A 26,038-nucleotide genomic window follows, 5' to 3' on the forward strand; every position below is an offset into this window, starting at 1 on the left:
GAGCCATAATTACTTAACCGAGGGCCTTTCTTATTTTTCCCATTTTGGTGAGGGTCGAGCATACAAGCTGGGAAACTTCCTCGTCCATACAATTTCCTTTACTTCCGGCCTGCAGGAGGTCAGGCTGCATCATTTCTACCAGGATGCGGTATGAAGGTTCGGGGCTGATTTCAAGATCAAAGACCTCATGCAGGATATCTATATCTTTGCGGACCTCCTTCAGGCATTCCCTGGATAGGAAGCGAGAAGCCACATTGAGATCCAGATATCCTGATGCAAACTTCAGGTCACCTGCAAGGGAGGGGAAGTATTTTGTAAGCAAGTTTTCACAGGCAGCTTCTCCGAGTTTTTCCCGAGCTTCTTCAAGAGCACGGCCTGTCCCTATGAATTCCGGAGGCAGACCTATGGAATAAAGAGCGCCTGTAAACTTGATTGCCCTTGGAAGCTGAAGGTCCTCAGCAGGCATACTGGCTTCAAGCTCTTTTCCGATATCGGTACGGCAGAGTTTAACCATGCCTGAGATATCAGGAGCGCTTCTTGAATAGCCGCCTGTACCTTTGTGCATAAGACGATCCCGCTGCTGTGGGAGAAGGTCAGCTATCCTGTTTATCACAGGAGCCAGTTGCCTGAGAATTCTGCTGTAGCTTGCTCCAAATATCCCAATGAGGTTTATTATTTCTTCTTTTTCTTCGACGGCAAAGAGTTCAGGCGTTTCAGGTAGCCTGGCCTTTGCAAGTTTTACCAGAGATTCAGCGTCCCCTTTTTTATGGCTGTACCTGAGCGCGGACTGGAGTGTAATGGTTCCAACCCCCCGGTATTCCCGGAAAAAGTTCTCTGCATTCTTCAGGTCCAGGTGTCCTCTGAAAGGCAGTGTTCCTGCTCCGAATATAATGCCAGTTTGGGTGTCTATTTCGGAATTTAGTTCGCAGATTCCGTTTATTGCGTATTTGCATGAAAGCGTGCTCGCAATATGCCCAAAAGAAAGAGCAGAGTCGGATTTACCCAGAAACACCCGGAATTTCTCAGGGACTGTCCCGAAGTGTTCTTTCCAGGAAAGAATCGTATTTTCTGCAAGTTCTTTTGCATTCAGCAGCGCAGGAGCATCTTCTATGAGAGGAATTATGCGAGGGACTTCCATTGAGAAACCAAATTCCTTTTTTGCAAGCTCACTTACGTCTACCATGTGCTGTTGAGCTCCAATAATTTCCCTGACGCTGTCTGTCATGGGATGCACGAATTCGCTGATCGCCTGGACATCCGAGTATTCAAGGGCATTGTAATTAGCCTCAGCAATTGACATCATAACCATGAGCTGCCTGAACCGGTTTTCCTGAACCGCACTCGGAGCTCGAGGAGTAATAAAAATATCTTTTCCTGGGGTCAGGTCTGTTTCTTCTATGAATTTTGATACAATCTGGACATTCTGATGGTAGGGAGTTGCCTTCCCTTCATAATCCGGCATATACTCATCACAGCCGAATATCTGTGCAGCCTCTATAGCTTCTCCTGGCTCTTCCTGCGTCGCAATATATTTTGACGCCGAGTCCGGATGCTGGGTGCACATTACTTTTGGAAAAACGGTTTTTTTACTCATGAAATGAATCCTCACTGTGTACAGCTCAGACCTTAGTTTACCGCTGAACTGAGTGTTGAACTTACTATGAAATACGCTGCTGAATTTCTTACTGAATACGTTAGTGGATTTATTACTATACTTGCAATTTTTTTAGTGAATAGCAGGTAAATTCCTTTATTGTTAACCATTAGTTTGATACAAATCAGCATCGAAGCATATTGTTTACTTTATGATAAATGTTTCCGTTTACAATAAGTTGACATTTAAAACCTGAGATAACAAAACTACTGAAACTATAACATAACGACTGAAACTATAACATAACGACTGAAACTATAACATAACGACTGAAACTATAACATAACGACTGAAAATACAAAATCACGACTGAAACTATAACCTAACGGCTGAAACTATAACATAACGACTGAGGATTGTACCCTGAAGTCTCAAATAGAAAAGATTATTCTATAAACAAATATGCAAAATTACTAAGATAGTTACGACTACAAACTTTTAAAAAGAGTTTGATCAAAAACGGAAAACTGCTTGCCTGCAAATCTTTTTAAAAAAGACTTGAGCGAAAACTCCAGTAACGACATAGGAATGATAAAAATGTAACTTCAAATTTGCAGTTCAGGAATTGATCTATAATTTCATTATCACAATAATGATTCTTGGCAACAAATGCCTTGATATTATACTTGAATCATTCCTAAATATCTCTCCTCATTCTCAATATGACTATTCGATATAAAGATGGTCTAATTCTTTTCATAACGTCTTAAAATCAACTAAAACAAACAGTAAGCTCCTTCTTCATCAAATGGGAGATATCCTATTTCGTCGCTTATCAGCAGTTTGTAATACTCCTTTTTGTATTCCACAATTTTCTTCATGAGTGCCAGAACTCCCTTGTAAAGATTACAAGCACGGTATAAACCTCAAGTCTGCCTACCCACATATTACTGATAAGAATGATTTTTCCCAGTGATGGGATTGATTCAAAGTTTGCCATAGGCCCGACAATGTTAAAACCCGGACCTATGTTTCCGAGAGTCGTTATCGAAGCCGTAGCCGAGCTTACCATGTCAACTCCCAGTAGTGTTAGAAGCACTGTACCTACGACAAAAACACCTATATAAAGCACAACAAAAGAGAGTATTGACTGCAAAATGTCATCCGGCACTGCTTTATTATTAAAGCGGATAGGCTTAACAACTCGGGGATGAACAAATTTAAAGAGTTCTCTCCTTGCGTATTTTAACATCAGCAGAAAGCGTACAACTTTCATGCCTCCACCTGTAGAACCTGCACAGCCCCCGATAAACATGACTGAAAGAACCAGAATTTTTGCCGAATCTTTCCACATATTAAAATCAGTTGAAGCAAAACCAGTGGCTGTCATAATAGAGGTTATTTGAAATATGGCATAACGGAAAGAATTGAACGGAGAAAATCCCATATCTTTGAATAGAACCAATGTCAGTAAACCTGTGAAACCAAGGATATAAAAAGAATAGGCCTTGAATTCCTCGTCTCGAAAGAGAACAAGCTTATTAACACGAATAACCCGGTAATAAAGGGCAAAGTTTGCCCCCGCAACAAACATGAAAAATGTAAGAATAAATTCAATAACAGGGCTGTGAAAAGCTTCTATTCCTGCATTGTAGGTAGAAAATCCTCCGCAAGCCATACAGGCAAAGGTATGATTGAGAGCATCATAAAGGGACATTCCTCCCAGTACCAGAGCCACAACTTCAAGAGCAGAAATGAGAACGTAGAGCGTCCACAGAATTCTTGCAGTTTCCCGGATTCTTGGCTTCAGCTTATCTTCAGTCGGACCAGGTGCCTCGGCCCTGAATAGCTGGCGGCCGGCAACTCCAAGCTTTGGTAGAACTGCTATGAAAAGTACAATAATCCCCATTCCTCCAAGCCAGGCGGTGAAAGAACGCCAGAAAAGAAGCCCTCTTGAATAGCTCTCAATATTTACAAGAATCGAAGAACCCGTTGAAGTAAAACCCGACATTGTTTCAAAAACCGCATCAATAAAAGAGACCCCTTCAAAAAGAAAAGGAATAGCTCCGAAAACCGCTGCTGCAAGCCAGCTCAAGGCTACAATGGAAAGCGCTTCCTTTTGCTGCCAATCCTCACGGCCTTTAAACCGCATGAGAAGCAAGCCCGAAATAAGGGTTATGAAAAAAGAGACAATGAAGGGTACAAGAGGTTCCCGGTAGTAAAAAGCTACTAAAAGAGGAACAAGCATTGTAAAAGACAGAAGAAATAGAATTTTCCCTAATGCATTAAAGACTGCCTTGTTATCTATAAGAAACCACCTGCCTTTTAAAGTTCATCTGAAAAACTTTTCTATCTCCGACATTGCAGAAGCCATGGAAAAGATGACCACTCTATCCTGGTTTTCAATGACGAAGTCCCCTCTCGGGACTATAGTATCTTTTCCCCGAACCACTATATTGACGAGAGCTCCCCTTGGGAACTTGACTTTGTTTAGAGGTTTCCCGACAATTTTCGAGTTCTCGGAAGCCGTATACTCTATGATCTCTGCCTTTTCGCCTTCAAAGGTCGTCAGGGTTTGTATTCCTCTGCCCATTGTAAGCTTGAGTACCTCGTTTACAGTTGCTTCCCTGGGACTGACTGCCAGATCTATGCCGACCATTTCAAAGAGGGGCAGGTAGTCCGAGCGGTCAGCCCTGGCAATCACTTTCTTTGCACCCAGTTGCTTTCCAAGAAGGGAACACAGGAGATTTTTCTCATCGCTGTCCGTAACCGAGATAACAACATCCATGTTCTCAATGCCTTCCTCCCTGAGTAGACTGATATCGGTGCCGTCTCCATTTAAAATAAGAGCATTTTCCAGCATTTCTGCCACTTCTATGCAGCGGCTTTTACTGTACTCGATAATTTTAAGGTCGGCATTCTCTTCTTTGTCTATCAGTTTGGCGAGATAAAATCCTACAATGCCGCAGCCTATAAGAAGAATTCTATTTTTGTGGGGTACCTTGCTACCTAAAGTACTGCCTAGCCCTTCCATAGTCTCAGGTTTACCCACAACTACCATATGGTCGTTTGCCTTAATTGTGTCGCTTCCATGAGGAATAATTATTTCATGCTCTCGAAAAATTGCACTGACAATGCAGCAGTCGGCAAGCCTTAGGTCCTTAATCTGTTTTCCTATAAGTTTGTTTTCAGGACTTATTGCAAACTCAGTCATCCGGACTTTTCCATCGGCAAACATTTCGGCACTTATCGCGGATGGACTTGACAGGATCTCAGCAACTTCGGATGCAAGTGAAAGTTCAGGGCAGATCATGAGATCGACTCCAACCTGAGACCTTGAGGTTACAGGCGAATCAATATAATCCGGATTGCTGACTCTGGCAATAGTTTTAGTTTCCTTCCATCCGGGCTTTCCCCGGGTAATCAGCTTTGCTGTCATGCAGGCTACGATATTAACCTCATCTATACCGGTTACAGCTACAAGCAAATCAGTACCCTGAAGGATATCTGATAGGATCTCAGCATTTGCTCCATTTCCTTCGATAACAAGCACATCAAGTTCATCTGCCCGTTTTGACGCTTCTTCAGCATTTTCAATAATTATTACATCGTTTTTGGGGGAAAGAGCCTTTGCGATGTGATAACCTACTTCCCCTGCGCCGATAATTATAACCTTCATAGCACACCTTCAAAAAAACTGTTTTTAACTAACCTTATACTGTGGGGCCTGGCGGATAAAAAGAACAGGCACGAGATAAATAGATACGAATATTATATAACTAGAGAAAGTTGAGAGCACACCGATAAAATGAAACTGTAAAACGCAGCTCAATAAACTGTTTTTGATAATATTAATCGGCGTGTTGACCATCTCTCGAAGTTAAATGTTTTGCATACAGAATTTTGTACGATCCAGGCTTTTATGAATACAACTGGGATATAACCACAAGTTAAAATTCTAAAATTAAACAGTTATATAAATGTTTTCAAATATTTACAGCAAGAAACAAAATACAAAAGTAAACGAATCTTGAGAAAATAAGATAAAGTAAAGAAAAAAGTAGTATAGAAGAACGACAATTAAAAAGAAAAAGATGCCTCTAAAATGATAAAAAAGGGGCTAAAAGCCGCTTTTAATTTTCAAAGGCATCCTTTACTTTTTCGAAAAATCCTTTGTTTTTCTTGTTTTTCTCCGTAGATCTCTCGGTCCTGCCGTTTTGATTTCCTTCAGGATTTTTACTGCTGCTCAGGTCTTCGAACTGACGGAGTAGCTCTTTTTGCTCGTGAGTAAGCTTTGTCGGAGTCTTGACTACAACCCTGATGAGCTGGTCGCCTTTTTTACCCCCATGAAGGTGCTGAATCCCTTTATCTTTAAGCCTGAATACGGAGTGGGTCTGGGTGCCTGCAGGGATATTCATCTTGACCTTTCCATGTAGGGTATCGACCATTACATCCATCCCGAGCGCAGCCTGGGCAAAGGAGATAGGAAGCTCGGAAATTACGTCATAATCAACTCTCTTAAAGTAGGGGTGTTCCATCACATGAAGCACAACATAAAGATCTCCGGCTGGAGCCCCGGTTTCTCCCGAATCTCCTTCTCCACTGAGCCTCAGGTTCATGCCTGAATCGGCTCCAGCAGGCACGTTTACTGTTATCTTCCTTGTGTTTCTGACTCTGCCTGTACCGCTGCATACCGGACAGGGAGATTCAATAACCTGGCCCCTGCCGTGACAGGTGCTACAGGTGGTGGTGCTTACAAACTGCATACCCAATCCGGAGCGAGTAGTACGGATTTGCCCTGTGCCTCCGCATGTGGGACAGCGCTTCGGACTTGTTCCGGGTTTGGATCCGGTTCCGGAACATTTAGAACATCTTTCTGTTCTAGGGATGTCGATATCTTTACGGACTCCAAAAGCTGCCTCCTCAAAGGTGATGTAAAGATCATACTGGAGATCGGAACCTCTTCTCGGTCCCATAGGACCTCTTCTGCTTCCCCCGCCGCCAAAAAACATTTCAAATATATCCCCGAAGCCGCCGAAGTCTGCACCTCGGAAGATATCTTCTGCGCTGTATTGCCCGTTTATTCCGGCATGTCCGAAGCGGTCGTACTGAGCCCTTTTCTCATCATCTGAAAGAACGGCATAAGCCTCGGAGATCTCCTTGAACTTATCCTCAGCCCCGACTTCCTTATTCCTGTCAGGATGATACTTTAGCGCAAGTTTTCGGTACGTTTTCTTTATATCCTCAGGTGAGGCATCTTTGGATAATCCAAGAATTTCGTAATAATCACGTGTTGTGGCCATCAGGATTCCCTGTTATTTTAAAAAAGATAAAGCTCCGGAGCCTGTAGCAGCAGGTTTCCGGCAAGGCCTGAGAATCTCCAGGCCTGTTTTATTACTTGGTTTTTCCTTATTTACGCTTTTCGTCGTTAACTACCTCATAATCAGCGTCAACGACTGTGTCATCAGGACCTTTTGCATCAGGATTTCCTGCTCCGCCTGCAGCCTGTTGAGCCTGCTGGGCTTTCTGGTACATTGCAGTGGAGATTGGATATACCGCTTCCTGAAGAGCTTCGGTTTTTGACTTTATGGCCTCGCTATCCTTACCTTCAAGAGCTTTCTTAAGGTCGTCGATTGCGGCAGTTACCTTTGACTTCTGGTCTTCGGTTGCCACATCTCCGGCATCCTTCAAAGTCTTTTCCGCAGCATTGATCAGGGCTTCGGCATTGTTCCTGGTCTCGACATCTTCTTTGCGCTTTTTGTCTTCTTCGGCATGCAATTCCGCATCTTTGACCATGCGCTCGATTTCGTCATCCGAGAGCCCACCCGGCTTCTGGATGGAAATGGACTGTTCCTTACCGGTCCCAAGGTCTTTTGCACCTACATGCAGTATCCCATTTGCGTCGATATCAAAGGTAACTTCAATCTGTGGGATGCCTCTTGGAGCTGGTGGGATACCGTCAAGAGTAAAGCGGCCGAGAGTCTTGTTTTCGGAGGCAACTCCCCTTTCTCCCTGAAGGACATGAATCTCTACTGAAGGCTGGTTATCAGCAGCAGTTGAGAAGACCTGACTTTTCTTGGTCGGAATTGTCGTGTTTCTCGGGATAAGTGGGGTTGCTATACCTCCGAGCGTTTCTATTCCTAGTGTCAGAGGAGTGACATCAAGCAACAGGACGTCTTTGACTTCGCCCCCGAGCACACCGGCCTGGATAGCTGCCCCGATTGCAACGGCTTCATCAGGGTTGATGTTCTTGTAGGGTTTCTTGCCTGTAAAGTTTTCCACAAGCTCGACAACTGCAGGCATCCTTGTGGCGCCTCCGACGAGGATCACTTTATCAAGATCACCTGGAGTGAGCTTTGCATCACTGAGGGCCTGGCGCATAGATACGAGGGTCTTTTCAAGGAGGTCCTCAGTCATCTTCTGGAACTGGGCCCTTGTAAGGTCGGTATCAAGGTGCTTTGGTTCGCCATCAGGACCAACTGTTAGGAATGGAAGGTTGATATTTGTACTTGCAACTCCGGACAGCTCGATCTTGGCTTTTTCCGCAGCATCGGTTAAGCGCTGGAGTACAGCTTTGTCTTTGGAGAGGTCAATTCCCTCGTTTTTCCTGAACTCAGTAAGTAAGTAGTTAACTATACGCTGGTCAAAGTCGTCTCCTCCAAGGTGAGTGTCCCCGCTTGTGGATTTCACCTCAAAGACTCCGCCTCCAAGTTCGAGAATAGATACATCAAAGGTTCCGCCTCCCAGGTCGTAGACAAGAATTGTTTGTTCTATATCCCCCTTATCGAGACCATAAGCCAGGGATGCGGAAGTTGGCTCATTGATAATTCTCATGACTTCAAGGCCTGCAATTGCCCCTGCGTCCTTTGTAGCCTGTCTCTGGGCATCATTGAAATAAGCAGGAACAGTAATAACAGCCTGTTTGATAGTTTCTCCAAGATAAGCTTCTGCGTCGGTTTTGAGCTTCTGCAGAATCATTGCGGAAATTTCCTGCGGCTTATACTGCGTTCCCTGAAGAGTCACCTTGTAATTGGCGTCTCCCATATGCCTTTTAATGGAATAAACAGTATTTTCAGGATTCGAAATGGCCTGCCTCTTTGCAACCTGGCCTACAAGTTTCTCTCCTTTTTTGGAAAATCCGACTACTGACGGAGTTGTCCTGGCGCCTTCGGCATTTGGGATCACGACAGCTTCCCCGCCTTCCATTACTGCCATGCATGAGTTCGTAGTACCAAGGTCAATACCCAGTATTTTTGCCATGTTTTATCCTCACTAGATTACCTGATTAAATTATTCAATTAAAGTTTTCATTCAATTATAAAGTTACAAAATATTTAGATAAATCATTAAGTTAAATTATTAATTAAGTTATCTGGTAAAGTTATAGTAAAGCTGTTCAGCTTAATTATGTTCAGCTTAATTATGTTCAGCTTAATTATGTTCAGTTCAGTTTAATTATGTTCAGTTTAATTAGAGAGTAAGTATGCCTGAATTAAGGAGTAAGATTTTTCTCCTTTATTTCTCGGCCTCATCAGGGTTTCTGGCCACTGAGACCATAGCAGGCCTGATAATTTTAGAGTTAAGAACATATCCGGTTTTGTAAACCTCTACTATAGTATTGTCCGGGACTTCAGAGGTCTCGATATGTTGAATTGCCTCATGCCTGTGAGGGTCAAATTCACTGGCTTTTTCACTTTCGATCTTCTCAAGTCCGTATTTTTCGAGGATTGAGAAATACTGCCTTGAAAGCTGTTCTATTCCACTGATGATTGAGCTCATATCATCTGCAGTCTTTGCAGAGTTAAGGGCGCGATCAAAATTATCCGTTACTTCAAGAAAGTCAAGAAGTACCTGCTCAAGCACAGCTTTCCGGTTTTCCTCCATCTGGCGGGCGGTCCGTTTTCTGAAATTGTCAAAGTCGGCTGCAAGCCGGTAATACTTATCCATGAGAACCTGTTTCTCCTCCTGGCACCTGACTTCAGGACTTTTCTCAGCTTCCGAACTGGCAGAAGCCTCTTCGGGGTTTTCCCGTGCTTCATTAATCTCTTCCGCCGAAGAACCAGAGTTTTGGGCTTCAGAATTTTCAGCCCCAGCTTGGGCATCTTCGTTAGAATCCTTATTCTTTTCTTTATTGAATATTTTCATTCGTCGAACCCCATCAAGTAAGTACAACGGTTTCGCTCGTCCTGATCTGTGATTGTTTGTAATTCTATAAATAGTTTTCGAACGGTTACGGATACATATTACTCCAGAAAGAGAAGAAAAAGAAAAATCAGTAAAAGTGGTTTTGAAGTTTATAAAAGAGTGCTTTGAGCATTACGACGCTTGCAATCATGGAAGCCGCAACTGCTGAAATCACCTGATCCCACCCGATGGCTGAGATTCCTCCTCCAAGTGCAAACTGTACGCCGCCTACAAGCGACACAAACACAAAGGAAAAGCCAAAGCCTGCAAGAGCTCCTCCTACAAGGGAACTCAGGGTGTCAAGTCCATGCTTTTCATAAAAAACCATTCCTGCAATAAACATTACTGCAAAAATCAAAAGTACAACTGCGGAGGGCAATGGACTTTCTTTTGTGGAAAAAACCTCAAAGAGCCCAAGCCCCATATCAACCAGGAATATACCCATGAAAACCGCAATGGTAAGGGTTTTGACAAACGGGTTTTCAAAGATCGACTGAGTATTTGGGTTTATGCTGTTAATAGTACCAGGCACCTTTATGTTTTTCAATGTTTAACTTTATGGTATAAACTGTATAATTTATATAAACTTTTACATACTCAACTTCATTTTTAGCAAGCCTTTTCAAAAAATTGCTTTCCCGAAACCGTTGACCCGAAACCGTTGCGCCTGTTCATCACAAACCGTTGCGCCGGTTTATCACGCCGATAGGGTTCGGGGATAAGGTTATCAGACTCAAACGCAACCGTTGACCCGAAACCGTTGCGCTGGTTTATCACGCCGATAGGGGTTGGGGACAAGGTTATCAGACTCAAATGGTTCTTGGGGTTTTCGCTCAAGCCTTTTTTGAAAAGGCTTGGAACAAAAAGTAATAAATAAGTTCCCGAGTTTTTCCTTTCCGATGAAAATCCTGATTGCAGAATTTGCTGTCGGCACGGACATTGAAAAGTCCCTTATCCCGGAGGGAGCTGCCATGCTAAAAACCCTCTCGGAAAGCTTTGTTCGTCTTGGGCATGAGGTATACTATCCTTCAGCAGGTACGAAAATCTGCGCAGGCACGTGCATTGAATCTACAGCTGAAAATTTCATGCAGGTAATCGAGAGAAAAGCAAAAGACTGTGATGCAGGGCTGATTATTGCACCTGATTCTATGCTTCCCGAATTGAATAAAGTCCTTGAAGAAAATACCGTAAACCTGGGCTGTTCACCTCAGTCGGCAGCCTGTTGCGCTGATAAGTTGATGTGCACGGAAATCCTGACGAAAGCCGGAATTAAAGCCCCTGAGATTGCAAAAAAGGCTGAAGAAGGTAAAAAGTATGTTACAAAGCCAAGGTTCGGCTGCGGCGCAGAAGCAACATACCTTGTCACGGAGTTTGAGAACAACGAAGAATTTATTGCAAGCGAGTATGTTGAGGGAAAAACTCTGAGCGTAAGCCTTATCGCAGGAAAAAAACCGCTTCCTCTTACTGTAAACTGCCAGTTTATAGAGTTTGGCAAAAAAGAAGCCGAAACCATAGAAAATGAGAAAATAGGAGTTTCCGGCATAAAATATAACGGAAGCCTTACTCCTTACCAGACTCCAAGGCAAGATGAACTCTATGAAACCGCGATCTCCACAGTCAAATGCCTTGACTGTTTTGGATATGTGGGTGTAGACATCATACTTGCGGACTTTCCGTATGTAGTGGATGTAAACCCCAGGCCCACAGCCTCGCTTTTCGGAATTAACCGTGTTATGCGGGAGGAAATTGGAGACCTGCTTTTGAAAAATAAGTTTGGAGAACTTCCGGACTCTATACATATTGAGGGCGAATACCGCTTTTCAAAAGATGCGTTGGGCGAGCTTTTCGGAAGAGCTTGAAAGGTAGAATACAGATTGAAAAGCCGAAGCTTGAAAGATAGGGAACAGATTGGAAAGCCAGAGGCTTGAAAGATAGAGAACAGATTGAAAAAACATGATAAAGGGCTCAAAAATGAATTCTAAAGTTATCGGGCTTGATATTGGAGGAGCGAATACTAAACTTGCCTCCTCGGACGGAACTATTGTAGAACTGCACTATTTGCCCCTCTGGAAGAATACACGGCTTCCGGACGTTTTAAAGGAAATCGCACAGCGGCTGCAGCCCGAAAAGGTTGCTATTGTTATGACCGGTGAACTTGCGGACTGCTTTGAGGACAAGGAACAGGGCATCCGCTTTATAATGTCATGTGTCAACTCTGCCTTTGGGATCTCAAATGTGTCTTATATAAACAGTCTGGGAAGGTTCCAGAGCGAAGCTGACGATCTAAGGGAACTTGCTGCTGCCAACTGGGCGGCTTCAGCCAGGTTGATAGGAGAAGAGATAGGAGACTGTATTTTTGTGGATGTGGGAAGTACCACAAGCGATATTATCCCTATCCTGTCAGGAGAACATAAAGCCGGGCTTACTGACTTTGAGCGGCTGGTCAGAAGTGAGCTCGTGTATGCAGGCATCCTCCGGACAAACCTTGCCGCGCTTTTAGAAAAAGTAAAACTTGAAAAGGGCTGGTGCAGGACAGCTTCCGAACTCTTTGCTACAACTGCGGACACCTATCTCCTGCTTGGAAAAATTGATGAAAATATGTACACATGCGAGACCGCTGATGGAGCAGGCAGGAGCAAAACCGATGCTATGCGAAGGCTTGCAAGGCTCGTCTGTGCAGACCTTTCCGAAATCCGGGAAGAAGACATCTACGAAATTGCATCCCAGGTAAAGGAAAAACAAATCTCTGTCCTGGCTGAGGCCATTTCCAAAGTTGCAGAAAGAAACGGGCTTAAAAGAATCGCAGCTGCAGGTCTTGGTGAGTTCCTTATAAAGGAAGCTGCAGAGAGACTTGGTTTCGAATGCATCTCAGTATCCGGACGCTGGGGAGAAGAAATCTCAAAAGTCTTTCCGGCGTATGCGGCTGCCAGGCTGCTTTCCTGCAAGCCTTTTTAAAAACAACCCTTTTCAAAAAACTGCTTGCCCGCAACCCTTTTGAAAAAAGGCTTGACCGAAAACCCCAAGAACCGTTTGAATTTGATGACCTTAGCCCCAAACCCTATGCGTGATCACAACCCTTTTCAAAAAAGGTTTGACCGCAACCCTTTTGAAAAAAGGCTTGACCGAAAACCCCAAGAACCATTTGAATTTGATAACCTTATCCCCAAACCCTATCGGCGTGATAAACCGGCGCAACGGTTTGTGATGAACAGGCGCAACGGTTTCGGGTCAACGGTTGCCTGAAAGGAAGAACTATGAGAGTGGTAATTAAAATCGGGGGAAGCCTTATCAAAGAGGCTCCCGAGCTTGTAGACAGGCTGGTAAAGGAATTTGGCTCAGGAATCCCGAAACTTCCAGAGGAAGCGTGTGCATCCGAAGGACTTTCTTATTCCATTCTAATAGTGCCCGGAGGAGGCATTTTTGCTGATGCTGTAAGGAAAACTGATGAAAGCTTTTCGCTGAGTGCGGATGCAGCTCACTGGATGGCTATACTGGGTATGGAGCAGTATGCTTGTTATCTTAAGGATAAAAGCCGCGCACTGGGCATAGATTCGATAGCCAGTCTGCCTCAGGGTGTATCTGTTCTTTTCCCATACAGGCTCTTGAGAACAGAGGATCCTCTGCCTCATAGCTGGGATGTGACCTCGGATACTATCGCGGCCTGGGTTGCAAAGCAGATTGGGGCAACTTTAATAAAGGCCACGGATGTGGACGGTATATTCAGAAATGGGAAATTAGTCAGGGAAGTTTCTGTTGCCAGCTATGGAGGAAGTCGTGAAAGCTGTATTGATTCTGCCCTGCCGGAATTTCTTCTGAAAAACCGAATGGAGTGCCTGATTGTAAATGGTAAATCTTCGGATAGGGTAATTCAGGCCGTGTATGGGAAGTCTGTGCTCGGTACTGTGGTAAAGGGGAATATTTAAATCGTATATCGTATATGACTAGGGCAGAAGAAGCACAGCGTGTCCAAAAGCATTAATTAAATTCAGTTCATTAAATCTGCTAATGTTAACAAAGGTGCCCGGAAAAGCAGAAGCTCGATGCTTAAGGAAGGCGCCTGATTCACCGGCAACTCGTTACAAAATTTACTATTTGAAGTAACTATTAATTTAAAGTAACCATTAAGGAGAAAAAAAATGTCAGCACAAAAAGTTGAATACTGTACTTCATGCGGAATTCGCCTCGTGGAAAAGGGTTATGTAAAGTTTCCCTGCCCGCAGTGCGGATCAGAAATCGGAAGATGTGGAAGCTGCAGGCAGCAGGGTAACGTATACACCTGCCCCAAATGCGGATACAAGGCACCCTGATTCTGCAATAATCTCGAACCAGATTAATGCCGAAAATGTGAATGGAATAAAACTCGGTCAAAAAGATCAGATAAAAGTATAAGAGGAATCATAATGGGTGACGTTGCAGCAAAGATTAAAATTATGCCAGAAAGCGTTGATACTGACCTTGTAGAGCTGAAAGAGAAGATAAAGGGCGTAATTCCAGCAGGGGCCGATCTTCACGGAGATATTGTTGAAGAGCCTATAGCTTTTGGTTTGAAGGCTCTGATTGTAACATTAATCGTTGATGATGAAGAAGGCGGAACTGAGCCTGCAGAAGAAGCCTTTGCAAAAGTTTCCGGCGTTGAAAACGTCCAGGTTGTGGATGTCTATCGTATTTAAGAGGAGAAGAGACCCGGACAATGTGTCCGGAAAACAGTCTTTTCATATTCTCCTTTCTTGGGCTCGTAGATCAGGGGAAGATCGTTACGTTCGCAACGTAAAGGCCGCGGGTTCGAATCCCGCCGAGTCCATTTAATAACCTAATAGTCCTAAGCAATACTATTTCTTTAAGTTTATTTTTTACAATAATTATTACTTTCAATATCTGTATGTAATTCTATATGTAATCCAGCAACTTTTAGTTTTCCTTCAGAGTATCTCTTTCTCAAAGATATAATATATTTTCATGCGTCTTCGGTTAAGTGAGGAATCGTGACAAATTACGTCAATTTCCACAATATTTGTCAAATATTTTATAATATGGGCTGGAACAGGTATCGATTTCATGTAAATAGGCCAACATTTAAGGCTGGCTTCTAATGCAAAATCGATAACTTTCAGGCAAGAAAATTCCTTACCAGATGACCAATGTAGAGTAATTATAGTTTCTTCAACTGAATCAATGCCCAAAAATATAAACAATATTCATTGCCCATATCAGTATAAAAAGACAAAAAATAATGAAAGTTTTTCATTCTTCATGCATGTGTTAATAACTTATGAAAATTCCTAAAAAAGGTTTTCAACAAATCTTATCGCCTGTATGAGCTGAAGACGAAACGGTGATTCGTATTTTGTCTATCTAATTTCTTTCATTTACGTATCTCTCTTTTTGCCCTGTGATTCTTGCGCGGTTTACTGTACAACCTTTTAATCGCTCTCCTTTTCTTTCAAGCTTCCCATAATTGCAAACATTGTTATGTTTTCACCTGTCTTTTAGTCCAAAAGAGATTTCACCCACTCTGGCTTCTTTGAGAGTGCACATCCCCCATTTGATTCCATGAGCTTATCACGATTCTCCCTCAGTGCTTTGAACAACCTGGAATTGAGAGCCTCTTTCAGCGGCATGTCCAGAATGCTGCATTCAGAGTACGGGGCGAAAGGACAAGGCTCGACATCTCCAGAGGCGCTTATGTGGAGGAAGCCTCTTCCTGAAGAAAGGCAGCCTCCAAAGGCCTTTTCATCACCTGGGAACCCGATGTAAACGCCCGGCTGGCTTGCTCTGAAGGCAGCCATCTTAGTCAGGATCTCGCCTCGTTGCGAATCTGTAACAACCCAGTCCTCCGTACCTTTCATGACAGGGTTATACTCTACGTAGATAAACGCTTTGCAGCCGTACTCCCGCATGAGCTTAACAAAGCTCTTGTCCGTGACGGTCTCGTAATTTGACTGGGTGACAGTGAGTGATATGCCAAAGAAGATGTCTCTTTCGTGAAGCTTCACCATGTCTTTCATCAACCGGCCGTAAACACCGTCACCCCTGTGCAGGTCCGTTATGTTCTCGTGGCCTTCCATGCTGAGTATCGGGATAACATGCCTTTGTTCCTTGAATTGTTCAAGCACAGCGTCATCGATGAGGGTACCATTCGTGAATAAGGTGAAGATCATATCCGGAAAGTTTTTAGTAACATCGAATATGTCCGGCCTGGTCAGTGGCTCTCCGCCTACAATTAACACAATGGAAACGCCCATCTCACTCGCTTGCCGTAGTACGCTCGTCAGACTATCTGTGCTCATTTCAGGTTTTTGTTCGCGGGGGACGAGCCGTGAGTAGCAACCCACACAGTGCAAGTTACATTTGTTGGTAACGCTGAGTATCATCACTGGAGGCACATGGAGCCCTTTCTCCTCGTTTTTCTGCCTGATTGAGGCCGCCTTTTTCTGTGCCATCGTGGCCCTGACGAAAAAAGCAGCCATGGCAGGTTTCTTCAAGGAGACATTCAGAGCATCGCTGAATATATTTTTGATGAGATCGTTGACCATTCGATTGAGATCGTTATTGTTTTCCATAAGAAATCACCATTAAACGTCGGCATTCTCTTTACAGGTAGAATATTCATTCCTGGACATCAGCCGGTACCTGTCCTGGCTGGTGGTTGTTTCTTTACACTCATAAACAAAAATATGGCTTGCTATTTAAATTCCTTAAGAAACGTCTATCGATATAGTACATCTAATTCGCGGGTAAACCTGTTGCTAAAGGGTTATTTCATTCTGCGGCTTTTGTTCCGGATATGTGGCTGCAGGTTTTCGTCTTCTGCTGCACTGCCGGTCATGACCACTTTTATCTGGTCATTCAGGTTATCTTCGGAATGTCATTCCGGATGAAGGGCTGTGAATCACAATTTTTGGCTCTCCGTTATTTTGTGTGGATATCCTCATAATATCCTCATAAAATCAATGGTCTTGAATTGAAAATTATCTTTATCCATAGGGAATGGCGAAGAGCCAAAGGGTACCTCTTCAAATTAAATGGGTTTCCAACTACATAAAAAACGCACATGAAATTCTTATAACCACAGGCACAAAGAAATGAAAGTAAGCGAAAGAACTTTTATGTCAAATATCACTGCAACTCCAGGTAATTCCGATTTTTGATGAAAATACTCCCAAAAATTGAAGAGTTTTTTGGAAGGGAATAAATTTTGCGCTGAAATTCTTTCGATGGCTAACTATTAGCTACTTTTACGACTCTATCTAATTATTTAATGATTTCATCTCAAAACAAATTTATTTCCACATAAGTAAGAGTTTCAAAATTATTTAACATGAAAGTACTGCCATCTGCAAGCACTTTCGTTGATTGTGCATGTTATTCGAAGAATATCATGTGCGTTTTTCAGGATAAGAAGTTCTATTGATAATCCATAATGCAATATTCAGAGAAGTAATTTTGCGTTTTGGGATCCGCTCAATAATAGTTATTTATAATATATTCTACATTATCAGTTATTGTAGAAAGACTATATTTTTTCCCATACTCCTGGAACCTCAAACAAAATGCTTGAGCAATAAGTAAAGGGTGTGGTAAATGTTTGGAATAACATGTAGATATAAACTTATTCAGATCACCATAAACGCATTCAGGCAATGTCGTCTTCTGCATATTTATAACACCTCAGTGCCTGGACATTATAGACTTATCATAACTTTTGCGATATGACATTGTTGACTTTTCAGATAGGTTTTCAGTCACTGGGCCTGGAACTCCCCACCTGCTTGTTATTACAGGCGAGGAATTTACAGTCTCAAGTTCAATTAATATATTTAGGAGTTTTTTCTTTGCCTTTTGAACAAAGATATATATGGTGAACTCCTATTTAACACTATTCTTCAAATTAATAATACCTAATGTTATTATACTTTTTAATTGTATTACTAATTTGGAGAGGGTTAGTATAAAAACTACCACAATTTTCAGGCAATAGGACTGGTCAACTAACTTATTCTTATTGAGCTGGTCCCAAAACGCAAAATTGCTTATTTGACTTTTCTTTCAAAGAAACGTAATTTTGACCATAATTTACAATAAATAAAAATAGCTAGTTTTGAGAAAATTAAGTTAGAATCAACGAACCTGATATTACTATTTACTGCCAAAATGAATTAATAATAACTTTATATTGCCATTCTGCTAATGGATTACTGCCATAATTATGCTTTTGTGATTTGAAATTATACAAAAGTATCAAAAATCGAAATGTGAGTTACCATAAAACTCTTAATTACATTATTTACTCGAAAAATAAACACCATTGGGGCTTGTAAGATAACTACCAGCTATATTAAAAAATGCGTGGAGAGAGTTAATTAAACTCACTACAGATCAAGGTCACTAGCTCAAAAATCACTATATAAAGCCAACCAAAACGGTTATATGAAGCGGAGGGCCTCAAAAACCCTATTTTTTGTATCTATAGAAATATTCGGGTCAGATATCAAAGTTAACTTTTAATATCCCACACTCTGGAAGATTTTCAATATGTACGCCTTCCAGTGTTCCCGTTACCTCAAGACTGTCAAACTCATTTGAACCGCAAAGTACGTCCTGATTCGGGTGAGTGCCAGGGGTGATATTGCAGCTCAAGACAGTTTTTTGCCCGGCCGACACTACAATTGGAAGCCTTGGAGATGCAGGGTGGTTCTTTGGAAGAACGATCAAGGGGGACCTGATTTCCCGGATCATAAAAAGAACGCATTTAAGCCCTTTTTCAGTTTTCTCATCCACAGATAGTGCAGAAGCAACAATCAGGTCATGAGATTCAAGTCCGAGTACAATTTCTTCGTTCTCGGTTTCCAGAAAGAACTGCCCACGCGGACCCGCTTTCACAATAGCCACTGTTCCTGCTGTGCCGCGCAGGAGGAGCATTTCACTGTCCTTCAGTGAAATGTCTTTAGAAGAGTTCGATTCTTTCATGTTAAAATAAGTATTTAAAAAATTCAGTCAATTATCAGGATTCCGCTACATTTTTAGACTGGCAGGAAGGGCATGTCACATTTTTGCCAATCCCTTTGAATCTGTTCCCACAGTCTTTACATACATAGTCTTTAACCGGCAAATTTCCTTCCATATCCAGATCAAACGAGTCTCCAACACTACACATCATTGTCACCTCACGGTTTTATAAGGGGCTCAGTAATAATTATACTACCCACATATTACTACTCATACTTCTCCAATTAATACCTTTCCATACCAGCCCCAGGGGACGATTTATGCTCACGACTATCCCATCAAGGTAGCCGTTTCCTCAAATTTGTGTTTAAAAGATACATGAATTTAAAAGAGACATACATTTTAAAAGATACATGAATTTAAAAGAGACATACATTTAAAAGAGACATGCATAGAGCACTTCATGCGCCTTCGGTTAAGTGATAAGTAGTGATAAATTGTCTTTAGTTCCACAACGTTTGTCAAATGTTGTAATAGATTGTGAGATGGAACATGGTATTGATTTCATGTAAATAAATATGCCAAAATTTAAGGCCGGTTTCTAATGCAAAATCGATAGCTTTCAGGCAAGAAAATTCCTTAACCGATGACTAATGTAGAGCACTTAATTTTGCAAACCACTGGAAAACATCGTTTGCAATCAACGTATTTTTTCTTCTTTTTCTTCTTTTAATTTGTTCCAGATCTTAAATCCTCCATAATAGGATAAGTAAATAAATCCTATTACGCTGCTGAGACCATAAGAAATAAAACGCTCTAAAAATACGAAACTGCTTGCAGATGCGAGGGACAAGCCAAAGTACAGAAGTAAAGAGATCAGGCCCCCTTCAATTATCCCGAGGCCTCCTGGGGTCAATGGTAGGGCTCCTAGAATGAAAGTCAAGACTGAAATTGTTACAATCAAGCTTAAAGAGAGTTCAACATTCAGGGCTAAAGCAACCAGTTTGAGGCGTATTACGTCAAGGGTCCAGACCCCACAGGATAAAAGGAGAACAGGAATAAAAGCTTGTTTAAATTGGTTCCAATTTTTCTGTATGTTCCGAAAGAGAGAAGCTAATTTTGCTCGAAAGAACCACATTGCTATTCCTGCTGCCAGAAAGACTAAGAAAAACAGATGGATTGATTTTAATGTTAAATTGTCAATTGAAGGCAGGAGTCTAATCTCTAAAGAAGGGAATGCATATAGAATATAAATTGATAAGAGAAAAACAGGAATTACTTCAACTAATCTTTCAAAGAAAACTGTTTTAAAAGCGTTGACATAGCTTATCCCAAAAAGTTTGTTGGCCCAAAGAATTCTGAAGGATTCTCCCGTTGCCATGTTCCCTCCAGGAGTAACGTTATTTACGAATACTGCTCCGAAATAAATAGGAACAAGACTTGTGACTTTTAGATTGTAACCAATACAGTAGAGAACCTGCTGCCAGCGGACTGAAAATAAGTATACACTCAGCAAGTATATCGAGATCGCCAGAAAAACATAACGTAGCTTTGTTTCTCTGAGTGTTCCCAACATTTCTTCCAGAACAGGTATGATCTCTATCCAGTAACTGCGGACGAGATATACACCTGCTGCGAGCAGTAAAAGGGTCACAATGATTTTTATCAAAGTTCCCATCTTCAAGGACATACCTCACAAGAGTTCAGAGCCACTTTTCTAGAAACAGTTTTTCCATTTAGCTCTCCAAACTTTAAATTTACTTATGGGAGTCTGCCAGATATTATTTTTTATTTTGCTTGTCAAATATTATTGCTTATTTTGCTCGTTAGATATTTTTTTTTATTTTGCTCGTTAGATATTATTGCTTCTTTTGCTGCCAGATATTCTTTTTTATTTTGCTTGTCAGATATTATTGCTTCTTTTGCTGTCAGATATTATTGCTTATTTGGTTTGTCAGATATTATTGTTTATTTGGCTTTTGAGTAATCTGAGCCACACAATACTTAGTATCCCTACAACAAATACGATCAGCAAGTCATCACCGTGCAGCAGTGAGAAACGGAATATACTTCTTAAAGCCGGCACATACAAAACCAGAAGTAAACCTGAAAGCGCTCCTGCTAGCACGTATCTCAAGGCTTTGTTCTCGGAAGACAACGTTTTGATAAGGCTCTGCGACCAGGAAAGGTTTGCCACGATTAAAGTAAGGTTTGCGATTACGAGCGTCGCAAAGGTAAGTGTGCGTGCATCCACTTCGCCCTTGCCCATATATAGGGCATACAGGAAAACAGCAATCACTCCTACAAGCATGCTTATTCCCTGTACCAGACTGAGAACCAGGTTTTTTCTTCCGAACAGTCTTTCCTGCAAATTTCGAGGCGATCTGTTCATTATATTTTTCTCTTCAGGTTCAGCCTCAAAGACTGTTGAACAGGCAGGGTCAATTATCAGTTCAAGAAATGCTATGTGTGCAGGCAAAAGTACAAGGGGCAAATTAAATAATATCGGAAACAGGGCTAGTCCTGCAATGGGCATGTGGACTGAAAATATGTAACCTATTGCCTTCTTGAGATTATCGAAAATACGCCTTCCAAGCCTGACAGCTGCAACTATGGAGAAGAAATCGTCGTTCAGAAGGACGATTGATGCAGACTCACGAGCTACATCCGTGCCTCTTTCTCCCATCGCAATTCCAATATGGGCAGATTTCAGGGCAGGAGCATCGTTAACCCCATCTCCTGTCATTGCAACAACTTCCCCGTTTTGTTTTAAAGCATTTACAATTGTCAGTTTTTGTTCTGGTACAACCCTGGCGAAAATGTTTGTTACTTTTATCTTCTCTGCAAGCTCCTGTTGATCCATATTTGCCAGTTCAGGGCCAGTAATATATTTATCTGGGTTTTCGAGGCCTATCTGCCTGGCAATATGCTGAGCTGTACCTGGATAGTCTCCGGTAATCATAATGACTCTGATTCCGGCTTTATAACACTCCTTTATTGATTGGGCAACGGATTGCCGGACAGGATCGACAAACCCAAGCAGTCCTATAAACTCGAATTCAAAATCGTGCTGTTTTTCAGGCAAAGAGTCATCCTGAAAACTGGCTTTAGCTACACCAAGAAGCCTCAAACCCCTGTTTGCCATCTCCTGAACATGAGCCGATAACTCTTCTTTCTCGGATTCACTCAGATGGCACAGGTCAAAAATTGCTTCTGGTGCACCTTTTGTAGCAATAACGTATTGTCCGGAGCCTGGGGATTTCCATACGTTTGAAAGCGCAAGCAGGTTTTTTGAGAGAGGATACTCCCTAACAGTTTTCCACTCTTCATGGATATGTTCGGTATTAATAAGGAATTTTTCAGTGTTTCTTTTTATCTCTTTCTCAAGAGGATCAAAAGGATCTCGCTGGCTTGCCAGGTATCCAAACTCAAGCAATTCATGGAACTTCTCAAACAGGCATTTATTTTTCTCGAGTTCACAATATTCACCCTTCGAAAATAAGGAGTTCAGAATCATCCGGTTTAAGGTTAAAGTCCCTGTTTTATCCACGCAAAGTACGGTTGAAGCCCCAAGCGTCTCAATTGCAGGCATCCGTCGTACTAACACATTTCTTTTTGACAGTCTCCAGGCTCCCATACTCAGGAATATCAGTAAAACTACTGAGAACTCTTCGGGAAGAAGGGCCATGCTCAAACTCAGTCCTGCAAGCAAACCGTGAAGCCAATCTCCTCTGGTCAAACCGTAGACGACAACTACAACTGCGCAGAGTATTCCTCCAAAAACCGCAAAAGTCTTAATAATTTGGGCAGTTTCTTTTTTGAGTAGAGAGTCTTCTTCGGCTATCGTCCCCAGAGCTTTTCCGATTTTTCCCATTTCAGTATGTATTCCGGTTTCTCTTACCTGGGATACTCCATGACCCTGAATTACCAGTGTTCCTGAATATACAAATGGAAGATCGTCTCCTCCTGGCTGTTCAGGTTTTAAGGAGTGAGTTAAGCCAGCAAATTCGCATTTTCGAACAGCCAGTGACTCGCCTGTGAGTAAGGATTCGTCCACCAGAAGATTTGTACTGGAAAGCACAACTCCATCTGCCGGTATACGATCTCCTTCTCTTAAAATTATAATGTCTCCTTTAACGACTTCTCTCCCTGGAATTCTTTTCTGTTCCCCGTTTCTTATCACAAGAGCTCTTGGGCTTGAAAGATTTTTTAAAGCTTCCAATGCTCTTTCGGTCTTTATTTCCTGGTTAAATGTTATACCCACGACCACAAAAACGAAAACTAGCAGTATAAGAGCATCTCTAACTTCCCCAAGGAATAGATAAATCGTACCTGCAATTAAAAGGAGAAGCAACATCGGTTCTTTAAGAACATTTAGAAAGATAGAAAAAGGGCTCTGTTTCTTCTGGGACGGCAGCTCGTTATAGCCTTCGTTCTTAAGTATCGCAGCAGCCTCTTCGTCTGAAAGCCCAGTTATATTCTCCGGATCGAATGTTGTTTCCATATTTTTTCATACCTGTTGTAATATCCCTTCTGTTTTTGGTTCTTTAAGTTTCGGAATGTTTATCAGAAAACGTTGACTTTTTTTAAATAATTTTAAAATTCCAAAAGTAAAGATATTTCAATTTTACTATATAAGGCTATCCAGAAACAATTTTGGGATAAAACACAATTTCATTTTGATACTATAGAATGATCATGTAAAATGAACCAATTTCGAAGTTGAATAAAATGGTGAGTCATTTGTACACGATATATAACTGAAATAAAAGAAATTAAAACAGCGAAACCATTTTAGGTAAAACAGGGCTGCCCTGGCTGAAAATAGGCTTATACTTGTTCTTCCTGTGAGACAATCTGAACTCGTTTAAGGACTAAAAATACGCCCTTCAAAAATATCGGTTTTTAGAGCTTCGATTGACTTGCCTTCTCCTGATCTTTCTGAAAGTAAACCGGAACAGATATAAATTGATCAGAAATGGTTTTTTGCGTACACGGATATTAGGCCACTAGAAAAAAGTAGGGGTTGTACCCTAAGAGAAAAATTATAAGTGAGGTTGCTTTCCATGTGGACCATATGGAGCACAATAAGGAAATGTTATTCAAGTTAAAGCCCTTATTCGAAAAAGATTTTTTTTCCATTTCTGCTAATTGTTCATTCTCCCAATATTCTGACACTTTATATACCCCTATTATTATAATATTGGGATAAATTTATATTAAATTATCTATGAAAAATCGCAAAGAGCCAGCATTTCTTTTTTTGCTGTTTCTATGTTGGGTCAGGTCTGCTTTCCAGTTTAAAATCCCCTTGAAGATTTCAAATTGGCTCTGGTAATCTAAGAGTTCAAGAAGCTTGCAGGCTTGAAAAAGGCATTCAGCTTTTCAGGTTTTACAGCTTTTTCCTGCAGCATTCCAAAAATCTAATTTAGGAAATCCACGTATTTTAATACGGTTCTATATGGAAGCTATTAATTTTAAGAAAATAATGGTTGCAACCGACGGCTCACCCTGCTCATGGCTGGTTGCTGAAAAAGGAATTGAGCTTGCTCGGTTGAGTGGAGGAAAGGTTTATGCAGTCTATGTAGTGTCAACAGCCTACCTGGCTCCTATCAATGGGGATACCTTTCCTACGAGTGTTGACCCTTACTGGGAATCGGTACATGAAGCATGGGAAAAACAGGGGCAACAAGCTGTAAATTCTGTAAAAAGCCTGGGAGAGAAGAAAGGAGTCAATGTGGAGCCCGTCCTTCTTGACGGCAATCCTTCAGAAGAGCTTATCCAGTATGCCGAAGAGGAAGAAATGGATATTGTTGTTATGGGCACACTTGGAAAGACAGGACTGAACAGGCTGCTTCTTGGCAGTGTCGCAGAAAATCTGGTCCGTCACTCAAAGGTTCCGGTTATGGTTGTAAGGGATAAGTGTGATTTATGAAATGAATTTTTAAAACAAAAAAAGAAAGCTAAAACTATTTTAAAATGAAAAATTAAAAGGGTTAGAGCTGCACGTAATGTGCAACTTCACCCAGGTCTTCCTCGATCCTGAGAAGCTGGTTATATTTAGCAGTCCTTTCTCCACGGGCCGGGGCTCCTGTCTTGATCATTTCTGCTCCGATAGCTACCGAGATGTCCGCAATTGTTGTGTCTTCGGTTTCGGCAGAGCGGTGGCTTACTATTACTGTATAGCCGTTTCTGGAAGCCATATTTGCGGCATCAAAAGCTTCGGAAATAGTCCCGATCTGGTTGACCTTTAAGAGAAGTGCATTTGCTGCTCCCATGTCAACGCCTTTTGAAAGCCTCTCAATGTTTGTGACAAAGAGGTCATCACCAACAATAATTGTGTCCCAGAGCTCATTGGTCAGGGCTTCGAAGTCCTCAAAGGCTTCCTCATAGAAGGGGTCTTCAATGGAAAGGATAGGATAGGAGTTCACAAGTTCGACGTAGTAGTCCATCAGTTCGGGAGCAGAGAGTTTCTTGCCATCGATTGCATAGGCCTCATCTTCGTAAAACTCGGAGGCTGCAGCATCAAGCCCAATTGTAACCTCGGTGTCAGTGTAGCCTGCTTCCTCAATAGCCTGGGCAAGGGCGTCAAGGGCTTCGGTTGACTCACTCATCTTGGGAGCATATCCTCCTTCATAGCCCACATTAGTAGAAGACCGACCATATTTCTTTTCCAGTAATTTTCCAAGAACATGATAGATTTCGGCTCCTATCTGGAGAGCTTCATAAAAGGTTTCTGCGCCTTTGGGCTGAATCATGAACTCCTGGATTGCAAGATCATTGCCTGCATGCTTGCCCCCGTTAAGGACATTCATTGTGGGCACCGGAAGAGTAAATGCATTTGAGCCTCCCAAATAGCGGTAGAGAGGAACATTGAGGGAATCTGCAGCAGCTCTTGCAACAGCCATGGATACCCCAAGAATTGCATTCGCCCCAAGGTTTGATTTGTTATCGGTCTCATCGAGCTCGATCATTAACTCATCGATTTCTCGCTGGTTTCGCACATCAAGCCCCAGCAATTCCTTCTGGATGATGGTGTTCACATTCTTTACTGCAGTGAGAACTCCTTTTCCTCCATATCTATTAGGGTCTGCATCCCGCAGTTCAAGGGCCTCGTTCGTACCAGTAGAAGCCCCTGAAGGAACACCGGCTCTGCCAAATCCTTTTGGCGTAAACACATCAACTTCAACAGTGGGATTTCCCCTTGAATCCAGGATCTCCCGAGCATGTATCTTTTGGATTTTATATTCTCCAGAATCCTGCTGTAGACCGATATACGACATTATTTCACCCTTTTTAATCTCTGATCTATCT

21 protein-coding genes and 1 tRNA gene are annotated in these 26,038 nt (G+C 42.1%); 8 read left to right on the forward strand and 14 right to left on the reverse strand.

Annotation, left to right across the window (positions count from 1 at the left end; all coding sequences use genetic code 11):
• Window positions 1–13 precede the first annotated feature (13 nt).
• From ppcA to MSKOL_RS19930, 8 genes are all read right to left on the reverse strand, one after another.
• Window positions 14–1,594, reverse strand: coding sequence for a phosphoenolpyruvate carboxylase (gene ppcA / locus MSKOL_RS07360; RefSeq protein ID WP_048154811.1), 1,581 nt, complete (start codon window positions 1,592–1,594; stop codon window positions 14–16).
• A gap of 877 nt (window positions 1,595–2,471) precedes the next feature.
• Window positions 2,472–3,902 carry a TrkH family potassium uptake protein gene (locus MSKOL_RS07365; RefSeq protein WP_048154815.1) on the reverse strand — a complete coding sequence of 477 codons (1,431 nt, stop codon included), beginning with the start codon at window positions 3,900–3,902 and terminating at the stop codon, window positions 2,472–2,474.
• 24 nt (window positions 3,903–3,926) lie between these two features.
• On the reverse strand, window positions 3,927–5,273 hold the full coding sequence (trkA, locus tag MSKOL_RS07370) for a Trk system potassium transporter TrkA (RefSeq protein ID WP_048154818.1): 1,347 nt from the start codon (window positions 5,271–5,273) through the stop codon (window positions 3,927–3,929).
• Window positions 5,274–5,727: 454 nt separating this feature from the next.
• Window positions 5,728–6,897 carry a molecular chaperone DnaJ gene (gene dnaJ, locus MSKOL_RS07375; protein ID WP_048119903.1) on the reverse strand — a complete coding sequence of 390 codons (1,170 nt, stop codon included), beginning with the start codon at window positions 6,895–6,897 and terminating at the stop codon, window positions 5,728–5,730.
• Window positions 6,898–7,003: 106 nt separating this feature from the next.
• On the reverse strand, window positions 7,004–8,854 hold the full coding sequence (dnaK, locus tag MSKOL_RS07380; RefSeq protein WP_048154826.1) for a molecular chaperone DnaK: 1,851 nt from the start codon (window positions 8,852–8,854) through the stop codon (window positions 7,004–7,006).
• A 255-nt stretch (window positions 8,855–9,109) separates the two neighbouring features.
• On the reverse strand, window positions 9,110–9,739 hold the full coding sequence (grpE, locus tag MSKOL_RS07385) for a nucleotide exchange factor GrpE (protein ID WP_048154830.1): 630 nt from the start codon (window positions 9,737–9,739) through the stop codon (window positions 9,110–9,112).
• Window positions 9,740–9,866: 127 nt separating this feature from the next.
• Window positions 9,867–10,325: a heat-shock protein gene (locus tag MSKOL_RS07390; RefSeq protein ID WP_082091062.1), complete on the reverse strand. Its 459-nt coding sequence runs from the start codon at window positions 10,323–10,325 to the stop codon at window positions 9,867–9,869.
• Window positions 10,326–10,387: 62 nt separating this feature from the next.
• Window positions 10,388–10,576, reverse strand: a complete 189-nt coding sequence (locus MSKOL_RS19930) for a hypothetical protein (RefSeq protein ID WP_156150993.1) — start codon at window positions 10,574–10,576, stop codon at window positions 10,388–10,390.
• 101 nt (window positions 10,577–10,677) lie between these two features.
• Here MSKOL_RS19930 and MSKOL_RS07395 point away from each other — a divergent pair, with 101 nt between their 5' ends.
• The 7 genes from MSKOL_RS07395 to MSKOL_RS07420 all read left to right on the forward strand — a co-directional run bounded on the left by MSKOL_RS07395 (window position 10,678) and on the right by MSKOL_RS07420 (window position 14,579).
• The gene (locus MSKOL_RS07395) at window positions 10,678–11,637 is read left to right on the forward strand and encodes an ATP-grasp domain-containing protein (protein WP_048158220.1); all 960 of its coding nucleotides are present in this window, start codon (window positions 10,678–10,680) and stop codon (window positions 11,635–11,637) included.
• A gap of 112 nt (window positions 11,638–11,749) precedes the next feature.
• The gene (locus MSKOL_RS07400; protein ID WP_048158221.1) at window positions 11,750–12,733 is read left to right on the forward strand and encodes a hydantoinase/oxoprolinase family protein; all 984 of its coding nucleotides are present in this window, start codon (window positions 11,750–11,752) and stop codon (window positions 12,731–12,733) included.
• A gap of 24 nt (window positions 12,734–12,757) precedes the next feature.
• The gene (locus MSKOL_RS07405) at window positions 12,758–13,021 is read left to right on the forward strand and encodes a hypothetical protein (protein ID WP_197078855.1); all 264 of its coding nucleotides are present in this window, start codon (window positions 12,758–12,760) and stop codon (window positions 13,019–13,021) included.
• Window positions 13,022–13,032: 11 nt separating this feature from the next.
• Window positions 13,033–13,701, forward strand: coding sequence for an amino acid kinase (locus MSKOL_RS07410; protein WP_048154835.1), 669 nt, complete (start codon window positions 13,033–13,035; stop codon window positions 13,699–13,701).
• A 213-nt stretch (window positions 13,702–13,914) separates the two neighbouring features.
• Entirely contained in the window at window positions 13,915–14,085 is a 171-nt protein-coding gene (locus MSKOL_RS19215) for a zinc finger domain-containing protein (protein ID WP_011308351.1), read from the forward strand.
• A 93-nt stretch (window positions 14,086–14,178) separates the two neighbouring features.
• Complete coding sequence (locus MSKOL_RS07415) at window positions 14,179–14,448, forward strand: elongation factor 1-beta (protein ID WP_048119914.1); 270 nt, start codon at window positions 14,179–14,181, stop codon at window positions 14,446–14,448.
• 59 nt (window positions 14,449–14,507) lie between these two features.
• A tRNA-Ala gene (locus MSKOL_RS07420) sits at window positions 14,508–14,579 on the forward strand.
• A gap of 685 nt (window positions 14,580–15,264) precedes the next feature.
• Here MSKOL_RS07420 and MSKOL_RS07425 read toward each other — a convergent pair.
• The 5 genes from MSKOL_RS07425 to MSKOL_RS07440 all read right to left on the reverse strand — a co-directional run bounded on the left by MSKOL_RS07425 (window position 15,265) and on the right by MSKOL_RS07440 (window position 23,228).
• A complete protein-coding gene (locus MSKOL_RS07425) occupies window positions 15,265–16,338 on the reverse strand; it encodes a radical SAM protein (protein WP_048154840.1) in 1,074 nt (357 codons plus the stop codon).
• Window positions 16,339–18,259: 1,921 nt separating this feature from the next.
• Window positions 18,260–18,745: a hypothetical protein gene (locus tag MSKOL_RS07430; RefSeq protein ID WP_048154843.1), complete on the reverse strand. Its 486-nt coding sequence runs from the start codon at window positions 18,743–18,745 to the stop codon at window positions 18,260–18,262.
• Window positions 18,746–18,779: 34 nt separating this feature from the next.
• Window positions 18,780–18,935: a zinc ribbon domain-containing protein gene (locus tag MSKOL_RS19935; RefSeq protein ID WP_156150995.1), complete on the reverse strand. Its 156-nt coding sequence runs from the start codon at window positions 18,933–18,935 to the stop codon at window positions 18,780–18,782.
• 489 nt (window positions 18,936–19,424) lie between these two features.
• Entirely contained in the window at window positions 19,425–20,414 is a 990-nt protein-coding gene (locus tag MSKOL_RS07435; RefSeq protein ID WP_369799535.1) for a YbhN family protein, read from the reverse strand.
• A 264-nt stretch (window positions 20,415–20,678) separates the two neighbouring features.
• Entirely contained in the window at window positions 20,679–23,228 is a 2,550-nt protein-coding gene (locus MSKOL_RS07440; RefSeq protein WP_048154849.1) for a cation-translocating P-type ATPase, read from the reverse strand.
• A 957-nt stretch (window positions 23,229–24,185) separates the two neighbouring features.
• Between MSKOL_RS07440 and MSKOL_RS07445 the strand changes: the two genes are divergently transcribed.
• Window positions 24,186–24,659, forward strand: a complete 474-nt coding sequence (locus tag MSKOL_RS07445; protein WP_048154852.1) for a universal stress protein — start codon at window positions 24,186–24,188, stop codon at window positions 24,657–24,659.
• A 61-nt stretch (window positions 24,660–24,720) separates the two neighbouring features.
• On the opposite strand, the gene eno is transcribed toward MSKOL_RS07445, so the two are convergent.
• Window positions 24,721–26,007, reverse strand: a complete 1,287-nt coding sequence (gene eno / locus MSKOL_RS07450; protein ID WP_048119928.1) for a phosphopyruvate hydratase — start codon at window positions 26,005–26,007, stop codon at window positions 24,721–24,723.
• Window positions 26,008–26,038: the final 31 nt, after the last annotated feature.

The sequence above is a fragment of the Methanosarcina sp. Kolksee genome, from assembly GCF_000969945.1.
GTDB classification, from domain to species: domain Archaea; phylum Halobacteriota; class Methanosarcinia; order Methanosarcinales; family Methanosarcinaceae; genus Methanosarcina; species Methanosarcina vacuolata.

Excerpts from the sequence above, each read along its gene's own strand:
- MSKOL_RS07395 (WP_048158220.1), top strand. The coding sequence starts at position 10,678 with ATGAAAATCCTGATTGCAGAATTTGCTGTCGGCACGGACATTGAAAAG.
- MSKOL_RS07415 (WP_048119914.1), top strand. The coding sequence starts at position 14,179 with ATGGGTGACGTTGCAGCAAAGATTAAAATTATGCCAGAAAGCGTTGAT.
- MSKOL_RS19935 (WP_156150995.1), bottom strand. The coding sequence starts at position 18,935 with ATGATGTGTAGTGTTGGAGACTCGTTTGATCTGGATATGGAAGGAAAT.
- MSKOL_RS07445 (WP_048154852.1), top strand. The coding sequence starts at position 24,186 with ATGGAAGCTATTAATTTTAAGAAAATAATGGTTGCAACCGACGGCTCA.
- MSKOL_RS07435 (WP_369799535.1), bottom strand. The coding sequence starts at position 20,414 with ATGTCCTTGAAGATGGGAACTTTGATAAAAATCATTGTGACCCTTTTA.
- MSKOL_RS07430 (WP_048154843.1), bottom strand. The coding sequence starts at position 18,745 with ATGAAAGAATCGAACTCTTCTAAAGACATTTCACTGAAGGACAGTGAA.
- MSKOL_RS07400 (WP_048158221.1), top strand. The coding sequence starts at position 11,750 with ATGAATTCTAAAGTTATCGGGCTTGATATTGGAGGAGCGAATACTAAA.
- MSKOL_RS19215 (WP_011308351.1), top strand. The coding sequence starts at position 13,915 with ATGTCAGCACAAAAAGTTGAATACTGTACTTCATGCGGAATTCGCCTC.
- dnaJ (WP_048119903.1), bottom strand. The coding sequence starts at position 6,897 with ATGGCCACAACACGTGATTATTACGAAATTCTTGGATTATCCAAAGAT.
- eno (WP_048119928.1), bottom strand. The coding sequence starts at position 26,007 with ATGTCGTATATCGGTCTACAGCAGGATTCTGGAGAATATAAAATCCAA.
- MSKOL_RS07425 (WP_048154840.1), bottom strand. The coding sequence starts at position 16,338 with ATGGAAAACAATAACGATCTCAATCGAATGGTCAACGATCTCATCAAA.
- trkA (WP_048154818.1), bottom strand. The coding sequence starts at position 5,273 with ATGAAGGTTATAATTATCGGCGCAGGGGAAGTAGGTTATCACATCGCA.
- grpE (WP_048154830.1), bottom strand. The coding sequence starts at position 9,739 with ATGAAAATATTCAATAAAGAAAAGAATAAGGATTCTAACGAAGATGCC.
- MSKOL_RS07440 (WP_048154849.1), bottom strand. The coding sequence starts at position 23,228 with ATGGAAACAACATTCGATCCGGAGAATATAACTGGGCTTTCAGACGAA.
- MSKOL_RS07410 (WP_048154835.1), top strand. The coding sequence starts at position 13,033 with ATGAGAGTGGTAATTAAAATCGGGGGAAGCCTTATCAAAGAGGCTCCC.
- ppcA (WP_048154811.1), bottom strand. The coding sequence starts at position 1,594 with ATGAGTAAAAAAACCGTTTTTCCAAAAGTAATGTGCACCCAGCATCCG.
- dnaK (WP_048154826.1), bottom strand. The coding sequence starts at position 8,854 with ATGGCAAAAATACTGGGTATTGACCTTGGTACTACGAACTCATGCATG.